The following is a 20,986-nucleotide window of genomic DNA, read 5'->3' as shown; positions in this document are numbered from 1 at the left end:
TTAGAATTTCATTTCTCTGAATAAGGCTTTAGTGCGAGATCTATCCAAAATTAAATATCTAGATAGTGCTTCTACAACCCGTGTAGACGATCGGGTTAAGAAGGCTATGGATCCGTATTTCTCCGACATTTTTGGTAATGCTTCCAGCAATCATGAGTTTGGAAAGCAAGCACGGAATGCTGTTGAAAGGGCTCGCGGACAAGTTGCGCGTATAATTAATGCGGAACCCAGCGAGATCATCTTCACCTCGGGTGCAACAGAATCTATAAACCTTGCGATAAAAGGCTATACGGAAGCAAATGCTCATAGAGGGAATCATATCATAACCGTAAAGACTGAGCACAAGGCTGTTCTTTCCACGTGTGAGTATTTGGAATCGAAAGGGTTAGATGTTACCTATTTGAAAGTAGACGAAAATGGGCTAATAGATCTTGATGATTTACGGAAAGCCATAAAGGAATCTACCCTACTCATTGTAATTATGTATGTAAATAATGAGATAGGTATTATTCAACCGATTGAAGAAATTGGAAAAATTGCTCAAAAGCACAATGTTATATTTTTCTGCGATGCTACGCAGGCCGTTGGCAAGGTGCCTGTTGATGTTCTAGCGGATCGAATTGATATGCTTTGTTTTTCGGCCCATAAGCTTCGTGGTCCTAAGGGAGTGGGTATATTGTATCGTAAAGAGGGACTCCAACTAACACCCTTGATTCATGGAGGAGGGCAAGAGAATGGCTTAAGAGGTGGAACCTATAATACGCCATTAATTGTCGGAATGGGTAAAGCTTGTGAAATCGCCAATAGTGAAAGAATCCAAAGGGTACAAAGTATTGAATTAAGAAGAAAATTTATCGAGGACTTCTATGAAAATAATAAGCTCGGACAGGTAAATTTTAAGGAAGTTAAAAGGGCGCCTCATATATTGAGTATAAGTTTACGAAATAAAGATGCAGCAGAGTTTTTAATTTCCAATTCACAGAAATTCGTGGCATCAACTGGTAGCGCATGCTCTTCCGCACTTATGGAGGATTCTCATGTTCTGAATTCAATTCCTAATTTCAATGTAAAGTCAACATTTAGAATTAGTATCGCCTAGAGTATTCAATCCTTAGTAACCCACGTTTATATTTATTTATGATCAGAATTGACAGTGCATTTGATCCGATAACATTAAGTATTCATAATTTTTTTCAGCAACCTGGCGTAGGTTATTATATCCCGCTTTACCAAAGAGAATATACTTGGGATCAAGATAATATAGACCAACTAGTGGTTGACTTATCAAGGGGAATTGAAAACAGTCTATCTGATGATGATGAAATTCGATTCTTGGGTACCATAATCTTGGTACAAGAATCAAACCCGACTGAAAATATAGAGCCTCAAGATCCAAGAGGACTACCCAGTAGAATTGATAAAGTAATTGATGGTCAACAAAGGCTATCTACTTTAGCACTTATGGCGGCTATGTTGTACGATCGAATTTCGATAATTGAGGACAAAATTGCTGACAATGAGCCCTTAAGGGATGAAATCATTCAAACTACAAAGGATTGGAAGAAGAAACTAGTAGATATTTTTTCTTTGGACCTTGGAAGAGGAACTCCTGAAAGAAAACCCATTATAATAAGAGGTAATATTGATCAATGGACAATGAATGGTGAAATTGAGAGAAATTATAAATCACCTGTTTCAAATTATCTTGCTCAATATATATCATATGTTCTAGACCCAAAGGGTGAGACAGATAAGCCTAAGTTTAACAAACAAAATAGAGTCGGCAAGAATTTAAGACTAATTCAAAATTGGTTGTCAAAAACGATTGAAATAGCTCATGTAATTGATGGGTCTGATTTTTTACCCGCTTGGGATATTATTAACGAGATTGATCAAAAATACATTTGGCAGTATGAAAGAGACAATTTGGTTGCAGAAATAAATAAAAGGGAAGTAGAGAACAAGAAGTCAATTAGTTATTTGTTGTGTTCAGTAGTCCAATTATTTTCCATTTGTCATTATCTCTTGGATAGATGTTGTTTTACTGTAATTAAGCCAACTAAAGATGATTGGGCTTTTGATTTATTTCAATCACTTAATGCAACTGGAACACCTCTTACGGCTATAGAAACATTTGCTCCCTTAGTTGTCAATACTACAAATCAATGCGAGGGGTCTTATTATTCTTCAAGAACAAAAGAAAATTTTGAAAATGTAGAAAAGCTCTTTGACTCGACAAATACGGCTGCTCAAAAGAATAAATTAACAAACGACTTTTTAACATCATTGGCATTAACAACTGATGGAAGTCAATTGTCTAGTCACTTTAGTAATCAAAGAAAGTGGCTTCATGAAATTTATACAGGTCTTGAGCCCTATGAACTGAAAAAGGGTTTGATCAGCTTTTTCGGTAATTACGCGACATATTATAAGGAGGTTTGGATTGAGTATTCCGGTGAAAATTCTCAAGTTCTTTCAAGGATTAGCAGTCATGAAGATGCAGATTTATGCTCATTGATGCTGTTATTTTTGAAACAAGCGAACCATAAAATGTCCATAGCAGTTCTTGGAAGATTTTATAATGATGTATTAAATAATGAAGAAGAATCGGTGCCTAATTTTATCGAGGCATGCAAACTAACATTTTCCTTTTATGTTTTATGGAGGTCAGTAAAGTCAAATTCTGGTTTGGACAAGGCTTATAGGGACTTTTACCAGAAGAAGAAAGACTATGAGGGCTATTCATGGAAAGAGAGTACATCTATTTCATTAGATGATTTGAGGTCTCACTATATTAATTGCTTAAGTGAGATTGGGGTAGATGGTTTTAAGACATGGAGTGAAAAAGCTTTGAGGTATTTAAAATATAATAACTCAAAGACAGTGTGCAGAATGGCTCTTTTAATGGCTTTTCATCAAACTATTTCTGACGAAGAGAATCCAGGTCTTATGAAAATAGGAGCGGAAGGGGTTGCGCCATACCTTAAACTAGAAAGATGGAATTCTGATGATTTGAAAACGATAGAACATATAGCTCCCCAAGTAAACAATGGTAGTTGGGATGATAAACTTTACACTATTGAATCGGAATTATATCAGTCGATAGGAAATCTAACCCTGTTGCCAACAGACATTAACAGTTCCATTGGAAATAAAAGTTGGACAGAGAAGTTGATATATTACAAGCACATAAGAGAAGAGGATCCAACGAAAAAACAAAAGCTTCGAAAAAAAGCACAGGATGCCGGTATCGAATTAAAAGAGGAAACCATTAAAATTTTAGAGAAAGTTCGCTATAGTAAACATATGGATGCGATTGTAAAAGAAGGCGATAAAATCAATTGGAACGCTGACTTGGTAGAAAAAAGAGCAAAAAAGATTTTAGAATTAGTTTGGGGAAAAACCGCAAGTTGGATCAATTTTAAATAAAGCAACTCGCACAACCCTCCCCTTCGGCCTGCAAAATTTCATCTTGCCAAGTCACGCCCGTTCTGGATCGCTGGCTTTGACGCTGCATTCTTCGATAATGCTCCCTTTTAATGGAAGCTACGCGTTCCGGTTTTCTGAGATCTTCTAGCGATTCGTCCATCCAGGTATAGCCTTCCTTCTCGTACTCAATGGCTTTCTCGTAGAGATCGGTGTGCTGTTCTAGTAGCCAAACCCACTCAATCTTTTGTTGATAAAAGCAGAAAAAGCAACCCGATCTACTACGTGAATAGGCCCCATGCTTAAGCTCTCCATCGATTTCTACGGTGTATTCAAGGGGTTGGTAGTAGGCTGGAACCCCCACACCCGAATTTTCGAGAATGTCAAATACGTCTTGCAGAACAATGATGTCATCATTATCAATTAATGGAAACTCCTTTAGTTTGCCCACAGGGTAGTCTGTGTCTTTTAAAAATTCAAAAACCACACGGTTAAATAGCTTTACGTTTGTTTCTAAAAGGACGTTGAGTTTTTGGCTTTGAGTAAATTTAGGACTTATTGGCTTCGCCACTTGTTTGAGTAGTGACTCAATGGAGGGAGATTCTCCATGATTGCGATAAAGTGCTTCTAGTTGAGAGATATTTTCGTTGCTCAGGATCTTTTTTACAACGTCGGAGCTCCAGATATTTTTTCGAAATGGAAAGATGGTTTGAATATTTTCTTTTTTCGAGATATAGCCTTCCCGATTTTCATCGCCACGTATCCCAACGTACGAAACGGTCGGAGTATCCCCAATTTCATTTTCAAAGGGTTCTAGCTTCATTTTTTTGGTACACCACCTAGAGGTAGCCGAAGGTAAATAGCCGCCGTAAAGCGCTAAAAAATGATCAAATGGATTCTTCATAGGCGAGTTCTCCTCGTCCATCGACCTGTATAGGCGAATCTCTTTGCCCAAAACCGAATTTAGACGCTCGATAAGATCATAGGTCTCGTCTAGCTCCTTCCCGGTATCGCAGGTATAAAAATCAATATCCAGTTCCGGATAGGACCTTCGAAGGTAAATTGCCAGCGCAGCGCTATCCTTCCCACCAGAAATCCCTAATACATGATTGACCTTATTCATTAGATTTGGTTTGAAGTTCTTTGCGCAATAAATCTAAGAGTATTTTTTGTCTTCGATTCCCTTCGAGATCCATAAGCGCTTTACGGATGCGGGTTTCCTCTTCCGTTTCCTTTTCAGAGATAGCATCGGGAATGATAAAGCGATCGTGCAGGGACTCACCGGATGCCTCATACAAGCTAAAAGCATACATGCGCGTGTTGGAATCGGTTTTGTTGTATTCGTGTATATCTGCCGCCTTTAAGAGGCTTTGTGAGCGGTCCTTAATCTGCTGCTGCAATATGGGCTCCTCTACGTCCATCAGATTTTCAATCCCCTTTCCCAACACAACGTCTAGCACGGATTTCAACCAACTTTCTCGGTCGTCCAAGGGAGAAATTAAACGCTTAAGGTAAATGCCTTGCTTACTGCCTAGGGCATTCGGATCTACACTTCGTAGCTTATGGGCTATCTCTGATTTGTAGGTTAAAAATTCTGAGGATTCACAATGAAAGGCTTCGATAAGGGTCGCCTCAAGCCGATCGACGAGGCTGTCAAAAGCCGTTCGAATCTCTCGGATAGCACTTTGCAACTGACTGGTATAACTACTTAGTATTTCTGGATCCTCTTCCTGGGAAAGATTTGGGTATCCCAAGGCATTTGGAAATTCCACAAATAATGCACGTTCAGGATCCTTGGCAGAAACGATGGCTTCTCGCAAGCGGATAGCTTCTGCCGATAGATTGGTTGTTCCTAACGTGTAGGCATTGAGGGACCGTTGAAACCTAAGAAAATTTGAGAAGATACTTAAAAAGGTAGAGCGGTTACCCACTTCATTGTTGGAGTTTAATTGAACCAGCTCTTTATAGCCTTCCAATAGGTTCAGCCGCAAACCGGAAACATTGTAACTCTTAATGTAAAAATCTTGGGGCTTGCGATTAATTAGGTCCAACGTGTCCTCATTCAAAAAGGGGATGAATCCCCCTTCTCTATGGAAAAGGGCATAATCCTCTTTTTTAGTGAGCAGGAAAATGGGAATCCAAAAATCGATTAGCCCACGCTTTAGTTTAAGAGGCGTTTTAAGTAAGGCGTCATAAAAATCGACAAGGCTTCTCTTATTGCTTTTACAAGACTCCAGAAATTTTACAGAAACGCTCCAGAGATTTTTTATACCACTTTCTTCAAAAGGTTCTCCCAATTCATAATACCCGAATTCTGAATTGAAGGAATGCATGCCCATTTCGCGAAGCAGGGAAATGTAAATTGATTTTTCAGGTGGAAAGCGATCCTCCTCAAAGCCCAAATCTTGCTGATGTTCATTCTCTAATATGGCGCGTATTAGATGTTTTTTGGCGGCATTGATGGGGGGCGATAAGTGCTCTCGATTAATAAGCTCATTCTTGAAAATGGGGGTGTCGGAATATAGCTCAAAGCAAATTTCATTGAGTTTTTGATATAAAGCCTCTTTGGAAGAGACTTGAAAAACCTTACCTCCATAAACCCATTGATTTTGCTCAGTTGCAAATAATTGTTGCAGGACTAAATCTTGCAACTCTTGGTTATAAAACAAACGCTCTTCAGTAAGCAACTTGATTGCGTTGCTATCTGATTTATGCTTTTCAATAAGCAGATCGAACTTTTTTATTGTAAAAATTACCTCACGGATCTTCTCAAAGTTTTGATAATGAACGAAAATATTATTTAGGGTGCTCTGCGAGGTTTCTACCAATTGATCGAGAGATACATCGTCAAATACCAAAGAAATATATCCATCCAAATAACCCTCTGCATCTTTAACATCTTTTAGCTTAGAGAGCACTCTAAAGGAAAAGAAACGGGAAGTGCCTGTTTGAAAGCTGAACTTCTTGGCCATAACGATGGGAAGTTCAATACGCCTTTCTATTTCTGGAGCTATTCCAAAATTTGGATTGATCTCCTTAGAAATGGAAATTAATTCCTGCTCGAGGTCTAAATCGGTTCCCTCGAGGAAATTAATTTTATTGCTGTGCCTATAGAATCGAATCAACCCAGCTTTTTCCATTTTTCGGAGCATTTCCGTAATATCGACCTCTTGAGTCAATCGGAAGTATTCGGAAATAAAGGGGGCATCAAATCTGCCACCAGCCTTAGAGAAAATGTTTGCCAAGCCGATGGTCTTCACAATATCTGAGGCGAGCTGAAAGTGCTCTTCAAAGAGCAGTTCAATACGCTCGAGGGCCCGAAAAGTAGAGTGCCACTGGGCTCTATGTGGATTGTCTGGGCTTGATATTTCGGACGGTATCGTGTTGAGCAAGTAATCAAAAACTTTTGGAACGCTATAGAATTCTGATTCGGATTGATGGATCGAATAAGAATTATCGTCATTTAAAAATGAGAATAGGGATCGCTCATTTTGTCCATAGCGCTGCAAGGAGTTCACCAAAATATTGGCAGAGAGCCAATCCAATGGGTAGAGGGCGTTGCTGAGTGTTGGATCATGCTTTAAATGTGCCCCAACAAGCTTCGATTTTATTATGAGCTGTTCCAAACCTATGAATCGCTTCTGTATCAACCGAGGCATCTCGAATTGTTCCAGACGCTTGGCAGCGAAAAAGAGAAGTTGTTCAACGGGTTCATTGAACAATAAATCGGTAAACCGACCTTTGACTTTCTCCCATTCGAGCTTTTCTTGACTCGAAAGTTGGGTGCCATAACTTGTAAAAGACTGATGAAGGGTAATTACGAAGTATACCTGGTTTTCCCCATCGTTGGCCCATTCGGAAATCTGTTGCAGTAAGTAGAGCTCTCGGGTATCCTTTTTTTTGGCAACGTGTTCTAGAATTTTTCCGAACTCGTCAATTACAAGAATTAATCCCTTCCCCTTTTTTTCGAGAGTCTTTCTTCTACGCTCCAAAGAGCTCAATATTTTTTCGGAAGTGCGCTCTCCTCTGAGCTTTAGTTTGCCTCCCAAGACGGAATAGAGGGAAGCATCTTCCCCGATACATCGAATAAACTTATATTCCGTTTCTGGTTGCAGGGCATCTCCAAAGAAATTTTTCTCGCCACTTAGTTGCTTTTGAAGCGCCCAAAGGAAGGTGGATTTTCCTGTGCCATAGTTTCCAATGAGATTGAATGACTTCTGGGCACTGTAATTGTGCAAGAACATGCGGTCAAAGATCTCCTTAGCATTGGGGGTTACGATATAATCTATCTCCTTATCCTTATCACGGATGATGTTGGTAGAAACGTTAACTGTGTAGGACATAGTCATAACTGCGCTTAAGGAAGTTCATCCGAATTGCTTCTTCGTTCTTTTTAATTTGGAGTTGTTTGATGCCGGCATCCTCTTTGTAGACAAAGTGATCCGGGTATTTATTACAGAGGTTGCTGATTTTTAATTCGAGGCCCTCATTGCTCAAACAAAAATAGGCAGACACGGTATTTCGGATACGATCTAGGCCCAAGGAGACTTCATCAGGAAAATGAATCAATATGCCATACGCAAAAACCTCTTCAGATAAGCCCTCTTGCTCATTCCGATTAATTCGAAATACGCGTTCATTTTGTGAATTTCTTTTGCCAGTTTCCTTTAATAGGTTCAAACCTAATAGGGGAGCACTGAAGTCATCCTCAATATTTCTATAATTCTTGTCGGCAACTAAATACGTTTTGACGAATACCTTGAAATCTGCAGAGAGTGTTTTTGGAGAGGTTTTTCGGTGATTTTCATCTGCAATTTTTCGCTCAAGGAAGGCGATGACCTGTGATTCTGTAAACTCCAAAGAGGCCTTCTTTAAAAAATATTCGGAAAATATCAGATGAAAAATGGAGGCGTACTTATGAGCGCAAAGATGATACTGGAGGATCCAAAGTGAGTTTTCATTTTCAAGGTATGGATCTAATTCTTCAGAAATAAAAATCAAATGGGAGAGAGGCTTTAGGCTTCCATCTTCTTCATTAGCTAAATCAAAGGCCTTCAGCCAATGTTGAATAGACCGAACCATATTTTTTCCAACACCTAATTTAGATATAGCAGACTCCTTTTTCAAAGCGTTGGCATCTCCTTGTTGTTCAATGAGTTGTATTCCTTTAAGTAGCCACTGCTCCTTGCAGTGAAAAGTGTCATGACCGGAAAATCGTAGCATTAGAAAAGGGAATATGATGCAAGTTAGCCAAATGGATGCAATCCTCCATCAGGGAAGCCACTGAGTTATAAACAGGGCGTGGATAACTGTGTATGCCTGCCGAATCTATAGGATGAGATAAATTTTATTTACCGTTGTATTCAACTTTACCAAGCCCGGCAAGTGAAGAGGAGGTAATTCTGGCAAGAAATGGAAAAGTATTGATTTTAATCAAAAGCGCCTTCTCGTCGACGTGCTCTAATTTCATTTCTTCCTTTTTGATGTTTAAGTAGAAGGAGCACAGGTAGTTATAAACAATATTTATGAGGTTTTCATAAGGCAACGTACTCAGCAAAAAGAGTTTGTCACCCACTAAATATACGTGGTTCCGATAGCTCATTCTTTTGGAAGTTCCTATTTCCGAATAGTCAATTTCCTTCAATTCGAGCACTTTGTGAAGTGCTGAGAGATACCCGGAACGGGCAACTCCCCAACCGAAATTTCCCACTTGAACATTGAAAGAATAGATAAGTTCATCGTCAGATTTTTGCGCTAGTAAGTCGACATATTCCTTGTAGTATTCAATAGAATTTTTCATTTGACCGAAATTTTTAATCGGCCTTATCTGCCGAATCCATCCAAACAAAAGTGCCTTGCTGATTGATTTCGTATTCGAGCCAGGCACAATTTTCAGTGCCGGGCAGTTTCTGGCCGGAATTGATGTAATTCCATGGAACGTCCTGTACCAGGACATAATCCCGTAGTTCTTCTAGGCCTAAAGGGCAGAGCAATTGTTCAATCTGATTTAATAGTCCGGGCGGCGGCCACGACATTTCGTGTTGCAGAAATAATTGCTTGTTATGCACGCCCCAAAGCTGTTGGACTTCATTAAACCTGGAAAAGGCATCCTCATTCCTGAGTACGCAATCCAGAGGCATAATAAGGGTGGCAAAGCGAACTTTCAGTCTTTTGCTGGTAACAATGGAAATCATAGCGTTCTTCTTTTAACGCATCAGAAATCCTCATTGGAAAGGAATTATTTTTTTGACGACCGTCCGCATTCTGAACCACCGTGGCTTTTATGCTCGGTTGGTACGCGCCTTAGCGTTCCTGATGCAGGAATAAATTTAATTCTTTCCTATAACTTTATAAAATGATTGTCATGAGAATTTTAGAATAGTATTGATGGAACGGAAGGAGACTAACTTATTTATCGCCCTAGGGGCATTCATACAGGCGATGCGACTCTTCATTTCAACTGAATTGAAATCTCGCTTTGGTGATAACTGGGAAAGAAAATATTTTGACAAACTACTTCCTCAACTACAAGAAGCCTGGGGCAAAAATCTTCAGGCGGGATTCACTCCTGAATACTTAATAGACTTTGGGAACTTGAACAGTTTTTCAATTGGAGCTAAAAAAGAATTTTTCTGGGAACACTTTGGAAAAAAGAGCCATAACCTACCCGCAATTTTCAATGAATTGGCAGAAGTAAGAAATATGACAGCCCATTACCTACCTATAGATGATGACAAAGCTGAAAAAGCATATCTACATATGATTGGGTTGGCTAAGGATCTTGAAATGAGTGAACTGGAAACACTGCTGAGGAAGCTTAAAAGGGATTCATTCAGTTCACGGTCGATTCCAAGTCCATCACCAGCTTCCTTATCTTCTGATTCCCAAAAAATTGGTAAGTCAGCGGCAATCAAACACGTTAATGATGCCATTGGAAATGTTCGATTATTTCATAAGAACACAGTCTTTTCGAACATAAATAAGTCCGTGCCTCGTTGGTGGCTAAACATTCCCCCATCAAAATTTGAGAGCGAGTTAAATATACTTTTGGTAGAAAAGAAGGAACTGATTTGGATATACTTACCAAAGAACTCATGTAGCCCTCCGGAAAATTTTTTCAACACTCGAAAAGATAATGGTAAAATCGACCTCAGTATTGGAATTGAAGGGGATACTTATTTAAAAGACACCTTAGGCGACACTAATTTTAGTTTCAGGCCTTTCGTAAAGGAAAGATTGAGCATTCTATAATTTGTAAGCGTAAATTAAATTCTAATCCTTTAGCCGCTATTCCCTATCCCGAAAAAATCCGCCTTCCCCAGGGAAGCCCTGCACTGGAATACCAAAAAAGCCCGCTTTAAAGAAAGCAAGGCGAATAAGTATTTAAAGAGAAAGTATAGGAGATTTCAGATCTAGATCGGAGAGGCAGAAATTGGATGAAGATGATTGAATAACTCAATTTTTCTGGCATTTCCTATTTCATCATATTCATATACGAACCAATTCAAAGGAGCAGGATTGATTCGAATAGAATTATCAGAAACGTCCATATTCCGAGCAATTGGTATTGGGGGTTTCGCATTTTGTTCGATGCCTCCACATTCTAAACATCTTGGAATGGGGTTGTTGTCCTTGTAGAACTGAATATTTAATAAGGATTGAGTAAAATCAATTTTCAATACCGCTGATTGTTCAACTAAACGGTTCTCTTTTTGTCGTATGGATTTCAGTTTATTGAGGCTTATCATTCGCCTTAAAATGTTGGATGTAGCTTTCTTAAGTTGAATCCGGATCGATTGCAGATTTTCCAAATTAGTTCTCAGTTCCGATTTTAGATCCTTTAGATCAAAATCCGGAATTTCATTCCGGGTTATAAACAATTTGCGACTGATACGAACCTTTCCTTTACCTATGAACCAAAAGGTGAACTCCTTGCATTGTGGACAATAAATTTGTTTAATCTCGGATTCACGAACTCCATCTTTTGGGCGGGTGATTGTGTGAAGAAATTTTATGCCTTTCTCAAGCATCCCAAGCGCGACATTCTAAATGATGTAGTAATAACTCAATAGTCATGTCTTTAGTTAATTTTGAATCGATCATCATAGACCGCTTTGATTTCTAGTTGGAATTCCTCTTTGCGATATGCCCTACAGCTCTTTATAAAGGAAGAAACCTGTAATTCCACTTCCCTCCTTGTCATTCGTCACCTTATTCATCCTTCCCCGATTATTGGGTATAATTTTCCAGGGACTATCCATGTTTCGTAAGAACTCTTTTACTCCGGAGAGATTGGTATCACCGTTCAAATAGTAGCGGCTGTTGTTCAAATCCAAATGAATCAGTCGAGTATTTCCAGTCGGCACATCTCCAATTTTGGGATTTTCAGAAGCCAAATGATCATTCCATTCAGCCCACTCTTGTAATATTTCGTAGAACAATTCTTTAGATTCTAAAGGCTTCGATCTCTTTTGTTTTTTAATGTATCTACGATCGTCTGTCAAAAACTCATGCAAGTAGTGCTTTTTCATTTTTTCTGAATTAAGCCAATACGACTAGTTAACAAAATGTGCCTTCCGTTTATAAGTAGTTTGTCAACCTCTTCAATCAAGAATGTGCGGAAAATGATGAGAATAAATCTACACTATCAGTTAAAAATTAAATTTATTGCAATGAAAGCCCATAATAACACATTATTTTTACGAATAATACAATGAATTTCTAGCCAATTTTGGACGTGAAATTTTAAGCACCGACCTTTCAGACCCTGTTTTTCGAAAATTAAGGAGCCTTATAAAGTGAACACTTCTTTAGCTATCTTCGAAGAAAAACTCGTGAATTTTAATAAGGTCTCCACGACCAATTTGAATAAGATTCATGGTTTCTTTGAGGTAAATACCTAATGACCGCTCATTGTAGATAAACTTCATCTCCGGCGAGTAGTCCGTAACGAGATACATGTCACCGTCAATCTTATAGAATTCTATATTCTCCCCATTTCTGGCTCTGACGCCTCTATTTACCACTTTGCCATCCAAAAGGGATTCCCTCAACCGATTTTCATCCGTTACACCTGATGCAACTTTGGTGTATGCCATCATCATATTCATCCACTCTTGGGAATCAATCAAAAACCATTGGATCTTATCAAAGTTTATTCCGTATTCATTGATCCATCCAAAACTCGTAAATCCAAATAGGACTCTCTTTGACCCGAGTTCGGGTTCATCGTCCCGAATATCAAATTCTTGAATTTTAAATGTGATGACGGAAGTTGCAGACATATCCTTTAATTTCTTGCCGTCAAAATCGAGTGTTTTCAACGAAAATTGAGTGTACTCAGGATGGTTTGTTAGGAGCCATTCCGTTGCGTTTAATTCTGCCTGTTCCTTCATCTGTTCGACGGCCGCAATTCCTGCCCCAATGGCCAATAATCCACCAGCCACTGCTGCAATAGCAGCACCATCATCTTGAGATTTTACATTTTGAGGAAATAAATAAAGGACTACTAATGCGAGGATTAATGATCGTTTCATGCGATTATGGTTTAAGATTTAATATAAAAAGATTCGAAAACCGAAGTTTTAAGGATCAAAAATCCGGGGCACACCCCAACACGTCACTGTAAGGTTGAATGTATTTCCAAAATGCCTTTCCTGCACTTGAGAGATAAGACGTGGAGTAGTTGAATTTTGTGTTAGACCCCACCTGGTAGATGTAGTCCGTATAGGAGCTGGTGAATCGGACGATTGCGAAATAGTAGGTATTAAATGAATCATCCCTCACCTCGTAAAAGGTTACTTGCCGAATAGCCTCACTGTTGTAACTATAGTAGGTAGACCCATACGATTCTGACTTCACATACTCTATGAGGTCTTCACAAGAGGTTTGCCCGTTGACACCTTGCCCTGCGAGAAGCAGCACGAAGAGAAAAGCGAGAACTTTTATTGAATTCATTGGTGGTAGTTTCACATCAACCCCATATCCTTGGCCAGCGCTACCAGGTGGGTGGTGTTGCGGGCCATAAAGTAGTCCTTCAGGCGGTTGATGCGTTTTTCGATGCTGCTTAAGGAGGCAGGGGTAATCCCCCGGGTTTGGAAGTGCTTTGAAATTTCCTGCTGGGAGTAGCCGTCGGCGAGTTCCTTGAGGAGTTCCAGGTCAAAGTCGTCGATTTCCAGGGTGGGGGACGTGTGGATGGATTGCATGATGTCCTGAGACACATACAGCGTGCCGGCAGCCACCTCTTTGATGGCCTCCACCATTTCCCGGGAACTGTTCCGGCCCTTGAGCACGTACCCGTCTACCTTGAGGTCCGTAATAAATTCCTTGAGTTTAAACGGGCGGTCTTCGATGGAGTAGATAATCGTCTTCAGGTTGGGTTGTTTGGCGCGGACCTCCCGGATGAGGTCTTCCCCGCTTTGGATCTTTCCCTCCTGCCCGTTGGATTTAAAGGACAGGTCCGTGATCAGCAGGTCGTAGGGCTCCTTGTCCAGCAGCGCCTTGGTGATCTTCAGGCTCGCCTTGTCGCAAAACTTGGCGTGGTCAATGTCGAAGTCAAAAGCCTCCCCAAGGGTCTTGGTAAGCCCAATGTTGATGGAATCGATATCCTCTACTACCAGTACTTTTTTAAACATAGCTGCAAGCACTATTAAACGGGAAGGGTCAGTAAAATCACCACCCCCTGTGGAACGCTTGTCTCAAAAGTAATCCTTCCGCCCAGCGCCTCAATACGGTTTCCCGTATTCGCCAGGCCGCCCTGCCGTAAGGGCGCTTCTTCCGGGAAGCCCACCCCGTTATCCTTGTAGCGGATGGTCAGGCTTTTCTTCTCCTGCCGGAATTCCAGCAGCACCAGCGTGGCCCCGCTGTGCTTTTTCATGTTCACCAGGATTTCCTGCAGGGCGCGGTAGATATTCACCTGTTTGTCCGGCGAAATGGCCTCCCAGGGAATCGATTCAAACCCCTGGGTGATGATGCGCACCGTCTCGGACGAGTAGATCTCGATGAGCGAGCTGAGCACGGTTTTGAATTTCGGACCCGTTGGAATCTCGGCGCTGTCCCGGGAAATCTCCCGGGATTTTTGGTAGAGCTGGTCCAGGCGGTTTACAAAATCCTGGAGCTCCTCCCGGTTTTTCCGGGGGAAGGCCACGGCCGCATTCAACAGGTTAAAGATGTCGTTGGCCAGTTCGTCGTGTACCTTTTTGGAGATGCGGCTTTCGGTGGCGTACACCGCCTGGATCTCCCGTTTGCGGTGGCGCAGCCGCAGGTAGCGATAGATAAAAAACCCGGAGATCAGCAGGAGGCCGAGAAAACTCAGCAGCAGCAAATTCCGGTTTTGCGACCGTTCCAGTTGGAGGGAATTTTCACTGGCCTCCCGCCGGGCAATCAGGTAGTTTCGCAGGTTTTTCTCCGATTCATAGCGGACCTTCGCAAATTGGTCCTTTGTCTGCCGCCGCACCTGCTGCAGGCTGTCCGAGAGGCGGGTATAGGCGCGGGCATAGCCGGCAGGGTTCGGAACCACGTCAATGAGCAGCGCCAGGCTGGTAAGCCGGTCGTTCGGGTTTTCCAGTTCCCGGGCGATATGGTAGGCCGCCTGCGCCATCTCCCGGGCCCGGGCCGGGCTCCGCTCCCGGTAGAATTCCCCCAGGTGCAGGTAGCTGCTAAGGACCCCCTGGGTGTACGCGAGTTCCTGCCGGATATTCAGGGCCGTTTGCAGGTTTTCCTCGGCCCCGGGCAGATTAAGCCTTCCCTGGATATGCCCCAGCTGGTCGATGATCCGGGCGCGGAGCCGGGCGTTTTCGGGATCGTTTAACAGGCTGTCCCCGGCGAGCTCACGGCTCAGGGCCCGGGCTGCCTGAAGGGAATCCATATGGGTAAGCACCACGGCCACATTGTGGCGGATGTTCAGGGCTGCCTCCCCGTCTGGTTGCAGTTCCAGGCTTTTCTCATACCAGGCAAGCGCCTCCGGGTAGTTGCGCAATTCCTTGGTGGCTATGGCCAGGGCATTGTAGAGCCCGGCCACATAGTTCCGGATTTCCGGACTGCCCATTATCTGGGGGCTGTTCTCGATATATTCCAACCCCTCCACCGCAATGGTCTCAGCTTCCGAATAATTCCCCAGGGCATTCAACAAATTTGCCAGGTTCAGGCTTTTGCGCCCCACCTGGATGCTGTCACCCAGTGCTTTGTATTGTTCTACGGCCTGATAATTATGCTCCAGCGAGCGGGAAGGCTCCTCTGCCAGCCGGTAGTAAAAACCCAGGCGGTAGTGGGCGTCGGCAATCCGGGTGGTATCGCCCAGGGCTTGGGTAAGGGTGAGGTTCTCATTTAAGTAGCGCAAGGCGGAATCCAGCTGGTTTTCCCGCCGGAACAGGGCTGCCCGATGCTGGAATAAAACGGACCGGACCGTATCCGGCAATCCCGCTGAACCCCGGAGCAATTCGCCGTTGGCCGCGAGTTTTTCCGCTGTGCCCAGCACGTCTGAATCGTAGCGCTCCAGATAGCGGCTCCACAAGGAATCAGACCCGGCGCCATCTCCTCCGGACGCATCCGTCCCGGGCTGGCAACCCACCAGCCAGAGACCGAGCAGGGTCACAAAAAAGGGGAACAAAACGAAGGTTCGTTTCATTCCCCTAAGATAAAAGGAATTGAATGGACGCTACGGATTAGTTGTCGCCATCATCCGGATCGTCATTCACCTCGCCGTCATCGTCACCTCCGTTGGCCTGCTCATAGAGCGTGTCATCCCCTGCATAGGAGTTGTCGGAACAGGCAAAGAATAAGCTGCTGGATAACAGCATGGCCAGGATAAAAACTACTTTTTTCATCTTATTGGAATTTTGAAATTGGACATAGGCCGGTCACCTCAGCTCGTGGCTGAATTTTTGGCCCTTAAGGGAGGGAAGTATGGAGGGGCCAGGCAGGTGGGCAGGTACTTCCCTTCTCCCTGCTCAGAGCTGCCAGGCCGAACTCCGAAGACAAATCAAGGGTATAGGAGGTGGAAAGGGTGGAAGGAGAATGGAAGGTTTATGGAAAGTAGTTTCCATAGGATTTCCAGGGATTTTGTAGCTTTATTCCGACTTGGAAATCAACCAACTATGCACGCTGAGCTGCTGAAACAAGCTTTCGACCAGGCGCAAAGAGATACCGGATCCGAAAAGGTTCTACGGCGCGCCCAATTTCTTTCAGATACCATTGAGGAGCGCACCAAACAGCCCTATGGGGAGCGCAGTTTGCGGAACTACTTCAACGAGGTGCAACAAGGGAGCGATGATTTTGAATTGCCCGCCCATGTGGTGGACGGCCTGGCGGGTTATCTGGGATATGATACATACCGTGATTTTTTAAACTCCCTTGAAGGGGGTAGCCCACTTACAATTAATAGACCGCGCAGGAATACGCGTGTTTGGTATTACCTGGCAGGTGTAGGTGTCATTGCCTTGGTATTATGGGTGCTTTTTGAAAACCCATTCCAGACCAAAATGATGATTTGGGTGGAAGATCATTACGAGGTGGTACCCATGGACCTGGAGACCTATAAGTTATCGGACCTTAAAAAGATCAACCAGGATCGGCTGGATCATTTTCGAAAAGTGGAGCCGGATTGTTCCTATGAATTCTTTGATGGGAATAAGTTGGAGCTGTTGTGGTATGGCAGGAACCCAGATGGGGAGTTGGAATACTTTACGGACTTGGGCCGGCACCCGGAGACTGGCAAGACCCTGGACCCCATTACCGAATACATGATCAAAAAATACATCTGCCCCACCTATCCGAATAACTAGCCGTTTACGGGTTCCCGGAAGCTAATTTTCTCATTTTCTTGTAATTTAACTGCTAGGTAAATGCAGTGGAACCATGAGAAAGTTTTTTGCAGGCGTCGTAGTGGGAGCCGGCCTCCTTTTAATATCCGGTGGGAGTGACGACTTTGGGGACGTGTATATATGCAAGGGACCTCAAAGCAAACGCTACCACCTCAAGGCTTCGTGCCACGGGCTTTCACGCTGCTCTACCCAGACCTACAAAGTAACCATCGAAGAAGCCAGGGAACTGGGAAGGACCCTTTGTGGTTATGAAGACTAATTACCGCTCCCGCCAATTCCACGGTGCTACCGGATGCGCATCGGCCCATAAGCCTCTCCGTAATTTTCGGGCCTTATCTTCCATAGATTGCAGCCGCGCGTCTTTTGAGTATTTCTTATAATGCCAGGCAAACCCGTTCTTGAGTAATTCTTCATTAAGGCATTTCCGGCCATAGTATACCAGAGCAATAGCACGGCGATATCGGTCGAAACTTTGAATTTCTACACGTACCTCTTTACCAAAAATGGCATTCGAAACAAATTCCTTGGCCTTCGCCGAATATGCTTGTTTACGCTCCGGGCAATCAATGCTGGCCAAGCGAATCTTTACGGTGGTGGAATCATGTTTGAGTAGAGTAAACGTATCACCATCCGTTATTCCCACTACTCTTCCAGTTAGTTCCTCTATCTTGGCTTGTGAATTAAACTCGGCACCAACGACCACAGGTTGCCAGGCTGAAAGAAACAAGCAGCATAACGAAATTAGAATAGAGGTATGTGCGTTTGACATGACTATCTAGTTGGTTTCAGATATCTAAACGCAGCAAGCCACTTCTTAGTTTCTATATTGAAAAGTTACGGATAGATTTGCGGAACTGCCGCTTTGTGGAGATAGAGCAATTATTGTTGCGGAGGTTGGATAATCCCCCTCGTAGTTGTAGTCTACATTAACAGTATGTACAATCTCCCCTGCTTCATCTCGATAAACCAATTGAGAGGGATTATTAAGCGGAAAAAGCAGGCGTGCCCGTATCAACTCCTCTGGTTGAGGAGCCATTCCAAAATTAAGTTGAATCCGATCGAGTACATTAATAAGGCCGGCGGATTCCAGCGTATAATAATAAGGATTGGGTTGCTCATCGTAACTTATTTCCAGGGTGTACTGCTCTTGAACGACCGTGTTTAATTCATAATCATAAACCGGCTCAAGGAAAGAGAGTATTCGTGGATTGCCCTTATTGTCATACTCCTCTACCTGTCCTGTGCTAAATGCATCGTAAGGGGAGGCATATAATTCCTCTATGCCAATGGTTCCATAGGAATCTGCAAAGCCACTAACGGAATTATCTTCATAGAGCACAACTGCGGTTTCCTCACTATCGGTAAAAGACGTAAGCCGTCCCTGACCATCGTATGTGAAAAGAAAGTATTTATTATCCTCAGGGCGCTGAGGGGATACAACCGAAATGGATTGTAGACGCCGCTCCTCGACATTGCCATTCACTGCTTCAAATTCATTGGAAACAGAGTCGCTGCAGCTGATAAAGGGTAGGATTATGAAAAATAGAAATGCTCGCTTCATAAAGGTACGATTGGGTCCTACTCGTAAGGTTTTTCAGTTGCACCCCGTTTGATTGGTTTCTGGACTCCAATTGACAATCTGGAAGCGAAAGTAGCAGGATAAAAACATGGTTCCTTACGGGATTCCGCACGAGATTGGACAATTCGATTATTTGGTATAGATAATTAGGCTATTCCATTTTAGCAATCATCTTGAGTTTCATCTCTTTTTGATGTCGAACTAATCGATCGTAGTCAGAGTCGGATTCGAATGATTTACTGATCAGGACGAACAACTCTATCGACAAGAAAAACAGGAATATACAACCCCAAACTACTCCCGCTATCCAACTCGATAGTATGATTTTGAAGAGTATTGTTATCTCATCCAAAAGTCCGGTTTTCTCGCTAAGTTCTTTCTCGGTTTGAGCCCGAATATTAACAATTTCGTCTTCCTTGGCCATGCGCATTCTGCGGTGCTCTTGAATCTGTTCATCGAGTACTGGAATTTGCGCTCCGATTGGGTTGGAAATTAGATGTGTTTTATAATCCTTAAGTTGAATTTTTACATCTTGGAGCTGACCTGAACTATCTTCTTCCTGGACCAATTCCTCCCTTGTTTCTACTAAGACAGAACGTATCTGGGGCTTCTCGGCGAACTCCTGTTGCGTGGTTGCGAGCGCATTTTCCTTAACAGTGATTAGACTGTCCAAATCAAAGATTTGTTGTTGTATAATTCTTGTTCTGGCCGGAACAACCTCATCTACTTGAGATTGAATTTCAGCAATCTTTATCTTTTCAACATCCTCCTTGAAAACGATTTGGTCAATGATGACGGACCCGATGATTGCCATCACAATAGCAATAAGACCGCGAAATAATTTTGGCCAAATGCTTTGGGAGATATTTAAAATTATTTGTCGTTCAATTTGAATAACCACAATAACCATTATAAGTGCAACGATGATCGACACTACATCATCGGTTTTTAAATAGCGCTTTGCAAAAGAATACCCTATGAAGGCCCAAAGAATACTAATGATCAAAATTGCCGAGAGGTATTTCTTAACAGATTTTGCACTTGCTTCGCTCGAATTCTTCAGTAAGTAATAGTTGTAACCTGTAAGGAAACAACCTAATTTCAGCCACCAATCTTTCATTGCTCTATTTTAGTATTTGGGATTGGGTAATGGCCACCAAGCCCTTGTGAAAGCCACGCGTATAAGAAAGTTCGGCTCGTTTGCTTAGACCTGAACTATTCTGAACCCCCGCTTCTATTTCGCGGATTTTCTCCTGGTGTTTCTGAACGGTTTCTTTGCGGGATTTGAGTTCCTCAACTAGGTCTACCAAGCCAGACCTGGAACGGGTATCAATGTGATAATCCAGATTTGCGATGAGGTTTTCATAGAATGCATAGGCCCTTTCAATGAGAATTCGCAGATCCATGTAGATCAATTCTACGTTGTCCTTTTTGTAGGACTCCTCAGCATTTGTAAGGGCGTCATTGTAACCTCTTGTTTCATAATCTTGCTGCAAATAGGAATAGATGGCATCCAGATTTACTTCGCTGGTTCCGTTCATATGGATTTTGACAGACTCGGAAGGATCAGATTCCTCTACAAACAGGTCTTTGGGAACTGTAATAGTTTCCTCCCCATTGGTACTTGGGGAGTGTCCGTTTTTACGAAAGAATGAGAATAGTCCCATAATTATTTAATGTATTTGGTAGGTACTTTATATTGGCGATGGCCGGTCTGATGGCACCTTTTACACAAGGTGATTAACAATTCATCTTTGTATTCCCAGGGATTTAAAAAGCTGTTCAGACTTTGCGAAAAGTGGTATTGGCGATGGTGTACTTGCAAGGTATCCGTACCCTGACAATTCACGCAGCGGTTCTGATCCCGATCCAATATATGCTGACGTTTCGATTTCCATCTTGGATCGAATAAGGTAGCACCATATGTGCCGTGGGTGTTGTTTTCGTCGGTATCCTCCGCATCAATATTTCTTTTCATGATAGAATTGCTGAAATGAAATTGCAGGGAAGTTATAGCTCAATTCTTCCTGATGATTGAGGAAAACCGTAATCGACTGAATGAATTCGATCTTATGTTTAAGAATTCGGATGAAGTAATGGTTAACAGTAGTTTGGGATACAAAATAATTTGTTTTAATTAATCAGCTGCTGCCTAATAGAA

19 protein-coding genes and 1 riboswitch are annotated in these 20,986 nt (G+C 42.5%); of the genes, 4 read left to right on the top strand and 15 right to left on the bottom strand.

Annotation, left to right across the window (positions count from 1 at the left end; all coding sequences use genetic code 11):
- The first annotated feature begins 31 nt into the window (after positions 1 to 31).
- Both RB2501_RS02920 and RB2501_RS02915 read left to right on the top strand, forming a co-directional pair.
- Positions 32 to 1,099, top strand: coding sequence for a cysteine desulfurase family protein (locus tag RB2501_RS02920; RefSeq protein WP_015753239.1), 1,068 nt, complete (start codon positions 32 to 34; stop codon positions 1,097 to 1,099).
- Between the two features lie 38 nt (positions 1,100 to 1,137).
- The gene (locus RB2501_RS02915) at positions 1,138 to 3,429 is read left to right on the top strand and encodes a DUF262 domain-containing HNH endonuclease family protein (RefSeq protein WP_015753238.1); all 2,292 of its coding nucleotides are present in this window, start codon (positions 1,138 to 1,140) and stop codon (positions 3,427 to 3,429) included.
- Here the strand turns inward: RB2501_RS02915 and RB2501_RS02910 are convergent.
- The 5 genes from RB2501_RS02910 to RB2501_RS02890 form a co-directional block, all read right to left on the bottom strand.
- On the bottom strand, positions 3,422 to 4,549 hold the full coding sequence (locus RB2501_RS02910) for a phosphoadenosine phosphosulfate reductase domain-containing protein (RefSeq protein WP_015753237.1): 1,128 nt from the start codon (positions 4,547 to 4,549) through the stop codon (positions 3,422 to 3,424). The genes RB2501_RS02915 and RB2501_RS02910 overlap by 8 nt on opposite strands.
- A complete protein-coding gene (locus RB2501_RS02905; protein ID WP_041326923.1) occupies positions 4,542 to 7,769 on the bottom strand; it encodes an ATP-binding protein in 3,228 nt (1,075 codons plus the stop codon). Before RB2501_RS02905 ends, RB2501_RS02910 begins: the two co-directional genes overlap by 8 nt.
- Positions 7,753 to 8,649 (bottom strand): DUF4007 family protein, encoded by an 897-nt coding sequence (locus tag RB2501_RS02900; RefSeq protein WP_015753235.1) that lies wholly within the window; start codon positions 8,647 to 8,649, stop codon positions 7,753 to 7,755. Before RB2501_RS02900 ends, RB2501_RS02905 begins: the two co-directional genes overlap by 17 nt.
- Before the next feature lie 124 nt (positions 8,650 to 8,773).
- Positions 8,774 to 9,226 (bottom strand): hypothetical protein, encoded by a 453-nt coding sequence (locus RB2501_RS02895; RefSeq protein WP_015753234.1) that lies wholly within the window; start codon positions 9,224 to 9,226, stop codon positions 8,774 to 8,776.
- A 13-nt stretch (positions 9,227 to 9,239) separates the two neighbouring features.
- Complete coding sequence (locus RB2501_RS02890; protein ID WP_015753233.1) at positions 9,240 to 9,620, bottom strand: hypothetical protein; 381 nt, start codon at positions 9,618 to 9,620, stop codon at positions 9,240 to 9,242.
- Positions 9,621 to 9,658: 38 nt separating this feature from the next.
- Positions 9,659 to 9,750, bottom strand: a riboswitch (SAM-I-IV-variant riboswitch).
- 63 nt (positions 9,751 to 9,813) lie between these two features.
- Here RB2501_RS02890 and RB2501_RS02885 point away from each other — a divergent pair.
- Positions 9,814 to 10,677 carry a Swt1 family HEPN domain-containing protein gene (locus RB2501_RS02885; protein WP_015753232.1) on the top strand — a complete coding sequence of 288 codons (864 nt, stop codon included), beginning with the start codon at positions 9,814 to 9,816 and terminating at the stop codon, positions 10,675 to 10,677.
- 161 nt (positions 10,678 to 10,838) lie between these two features.
- Here the strand turns inward: RB2501_RS02885 and RB2501_RS02880 are convergent, their stop codons facing one another.
- From RB2501_RS02880 to RB2501_RS16175, 6 genes are all read right to left on the bottom strand, one after another.
- Complete coding sequence (locus RB2501_RS02880) at positions 10,839 to 11,456, bottom strand: hypothetical protein (RefSeq protein ID WP_015753231.1); 618 nt, start codon at positions 11,454 to 11,456, stop codon at positions 10,839 to 10,841.
- A gap of 120 nt (positions 11,457 to 11,576) precedes the next feature.
- Positions 11,577 to 11,957: a hypothetical protein gene (locus tag RB2501_RS02875; protein ID WP_015753230.1), complete on the bottom strand. Its 381-nt coding sequence runs from the start codon at positions 11,955 to 11,957 to the stop codon at positions 11,577 to 11,579.
- 279 nt (positions 11,958 to 12,236) lie between these two features.
- Positions 12,237 to 12,962 carry a hypothetical protein gene (locus tag RB2501_RS02870; RefSeq protein ID WP_015753229.1) on the bottom strand — a complete coding sequence of 242 codons (726 nt, stop codon included), beginning with the start codon at positions 12,960 to 12,962 and terminating at the stop codon, positions 12,237 to 12,239.
- 432 nt (positions 12,963 to 13,394) lie between these two features.
- Positions 13,395 to 14,060: a DNA-binding response regulator gene (locus RB2501_RS02860; RefSeq protein ID WP_015753227.1), complete on the bottom strand. Its 666-nt coding sequence runs from the start codon at positions 14,058 to 14,060 to the stop codon at positions 13,395 to 13,397.
- Positions 14,061 to 14,074: 14 nt separating this feature from the next.
- Positions 14,075 to 16,051: a tetratricopeptide repeat-containing sensor histidine kinase gene (locus RB2501_RS02855; protein WP_015753226.1), complete on the bottom strand. Its 1,977-nt coding sequence runs from the start codon at positions 16,049 to 16,051 to the stop codon at positions 14,075 to 14,077.
- A 37-nt stretch (positions 16,052 to 16,088) separates the two neighbouring features.
- Positions 16,089 to 16,250: a hypothetical protein gene (locus RB2501_RS16175; protein WP_015753225.1), complete on the bottom strand. Its 162-nt coding sequence runs from the start codon at positions 16,248 to 16,250 to the stop codon at positions 16,089 to 16,091.
- 270 nt (positions 16,251 to 16,520) lie between these two features.
- Here RB2501_RS16175 and RB2501_RS02850 point away from each other — a divergent pair, with 270 nt between their 5' ends.
- Positions 16,521 to 17,207, top strand: a complete 687-nt coding sequence (locus RB2501_RS02850; RefSeq protein ID WP_015753224.1) for a hypothetical protein — start codon at positions 16,521 to 16,523, stop codon at positions 17,205 to 17,207.
- A gap of 298 nt (positions 17,208 to 17,505) precedes the next feature.
- Here RB2501_RS02850 and RB2501_RS02840 read toward each other — a convergent pair whose 3' ends face one another.
- From RB2501_RS02840 to RB2501_RS02825, 4 genes are all read right to left on the bottom strand, one after another.
- Entirely contained in the window at positions 17,506 to 18,015 is a 510-nt protein-coding gene (locus RB2501_RS02840; protein WP_083760678.1) for a thermonuclease family protein, read from the bottom strand.
- Between the two features lie 45 nt (positions 18,016 to 18,060).
- Positions 18,061 to 18,807 (bottom strand): hypothetical protein, encoded by a 747-nt coding sequence (locus RB2501_RS02835; protein ID WP_015753221.1) that lies wholly within the window; start codon positions 18,805 to 18,807, stop codon positions 18,061 to 18,063.
- Between the two features lie 169 nt (positions 18,808 to 18,976).
- Positions 18,977 to 19,945, bottom strand: a complete 969-nt coding sequence (locus tag RB2501_RS02830; protein ID WP_015753220.1) for a DUF4407 domain-containing protein — start codon at positions 19,943 to 19,945, stop codon at positions 18,977 to 18,979.
- Positions 19,946 to 19,949: 4 nt separating this feature from the next.
- A complete protein-coding gene (locus RB2501_RS02825; RefSeq protein WP_049764825.1) occupies positions 19,950 to 20,492 on the bottom strand; it encodes a hypothetical protein in 543 nt (180 codons plus the stop codon).
- Positions 20,493 to 20,986 lie beyond the last annotated feature (494 nt).

The organism is Robiginitalea biformata HTCC2501, assembly GCF_000024125.1.
Lineage (GTDB): Bacteria > Bacteroidota > Bacteroidia > Flavobacteriales > Flavobacteriaceae > Robiginitalea > Robiginitalea biformata.
The sequence above is the reverse complement of the archived record's forward strand: the minus strand, read 5'-3'. Positions and strand labels throughout refer to the sequence as shown.

What these genes read in the sequence shown, in the direction of transcription:
- RB2501_RS02915 (WP_015753238.1), top strand. Translation starts at nt 1,138, where the DNA reads ATGATCAGAATTGACAGTGCATTTGATCCGATAACATTAAGTATTCAT.
- RB2501_RS02910 (WP_015753237.1), bottom strand. Translation starts at nt 4,549, where the DNA reads ATGAATAAGGTCAATCATGTATTAGGGATTTCTGGTGGGAAGGATAGC.
- RB2501_RS02905 (WP_041326923.1), bottom strand. Translation starts at nt 7,769, where the DNA reads ATGTCCTACACAGTTAACGTTTCTACCAACATCATCCGTGATAAGGAT.
- RB2501_RS02900 (WP_015753235.1), bottom strand. Translation starts at nt 8,649, where the DNA reads ATGCTACGATTTTCCGGTCATGACACTTTTCACTGCAAGGAGCAGTGG.
- RB2501_RS02895 (WP_015753234.1), bottom strand. Translation starts at nt 9,226, where the DNA reads ATGAAAAATTCTATTGAATACTACAAGGAATATGTCGACTTACTAGCG.
- RB2501_RS02890 (WP_015753233.1), bottom strand. Translation starts at nt 9,620, where the DNA reads ATGATTTCCATTGTTACCAGCAAAAGACTGAAAGTTCGCTTTGCCACC.
- RB2501_RS02885 (WP_015753232.1), top strand. Translation starts at nt 9,814, where the DNA reads ATGGAACGGAAGGAGACTAACTTATTTATCGCCCTAGGGGCATTCATA.
- RB2501_RS02880 (WP_015753231.1), bottom strand. Translation starts at nt 11,456, where the DNA reads ATGCTTGAGAAAGGCATAAAATTTCTTCACACAATCACCCGCCCAAAA.
- RB2501_RS02875 (WP_015753230.1), bottom strand. Translation starts at nt 11,957, where the DNA reads ATGAAAAAGCACTACTTGCATGAGTTTTTGACAGACGATCGTAGATAC.
- RB2501_RS02870 (WP_015753229.1), bottom strand. Translation starts at nt 12,962, where the DNA reads ATGAAACGATCATTAATCCTCGCATTAGTAGTCCTTTATTTATTTCCT.
- RB2501_RS02860 (WP_015753227.1), bottom strand. Translation starts at nt 14,060, where the DNA reads ATGTTTAAAAAAGTACTGGTAGTAGAGGATATCGATTCCATCAACATT.
- RB2501_RS02855 (WP_015753226.1), bottom strand. Translation starts at nt 16,051, where the DNA reads ATGAAACGAACCTTCGTTTTGTTCCCCTTTTTTGTGACCCTGCTCGGT.
- RB2501_RS16175 (WP_015753225.1), bottom strand. Translation starts at nt 16,250, where the DNA reads ATGAAAAAAGTAGTTTTTATCCTGGCCATGCTGTTATCCAGCAGCTTA.
- RB2501_RS02850 (WP_015753224.1), top strand. Translation starts at nt 16,521, where the DNA reads ATGCACGCTGAGCTGCTGAAACAAGCTTTCGACCAGGCGCAAAGAGAT.
- RB2501_RS02840 (WP_083760678.1), bottom strand. Translation starts at nt 18,015, where the DNA reads ATGTCAAACGCACATACCTCTATTCTAATTTCGTTATGCTGCTTGTTT.
- RB2501_RS02835 (WP_015753221.1), bottom strand. Translation starts at nt 18,807, where the DNA reads ATGAAGCGAGCATTTCTATTTTTCATAATCCTACCCTTTATCAGCTGC.
- RB2501_RS02830 (WP_015753220.1), bottom strand. Translation starts at nt 19,945, where the DNA reads ATGAAAGATTGGTGGCTGAAATTAGGTTGTTTCCTTACAGGTTACAAC.
- RB2501_RS02825 (WP_049764825.1), bottom strand. Translation starts at nt 20,492, where the DNA reads ATGGGACTATTCTCATTCTTTCGTAAAAACGGACACTCCCCAAGTACC.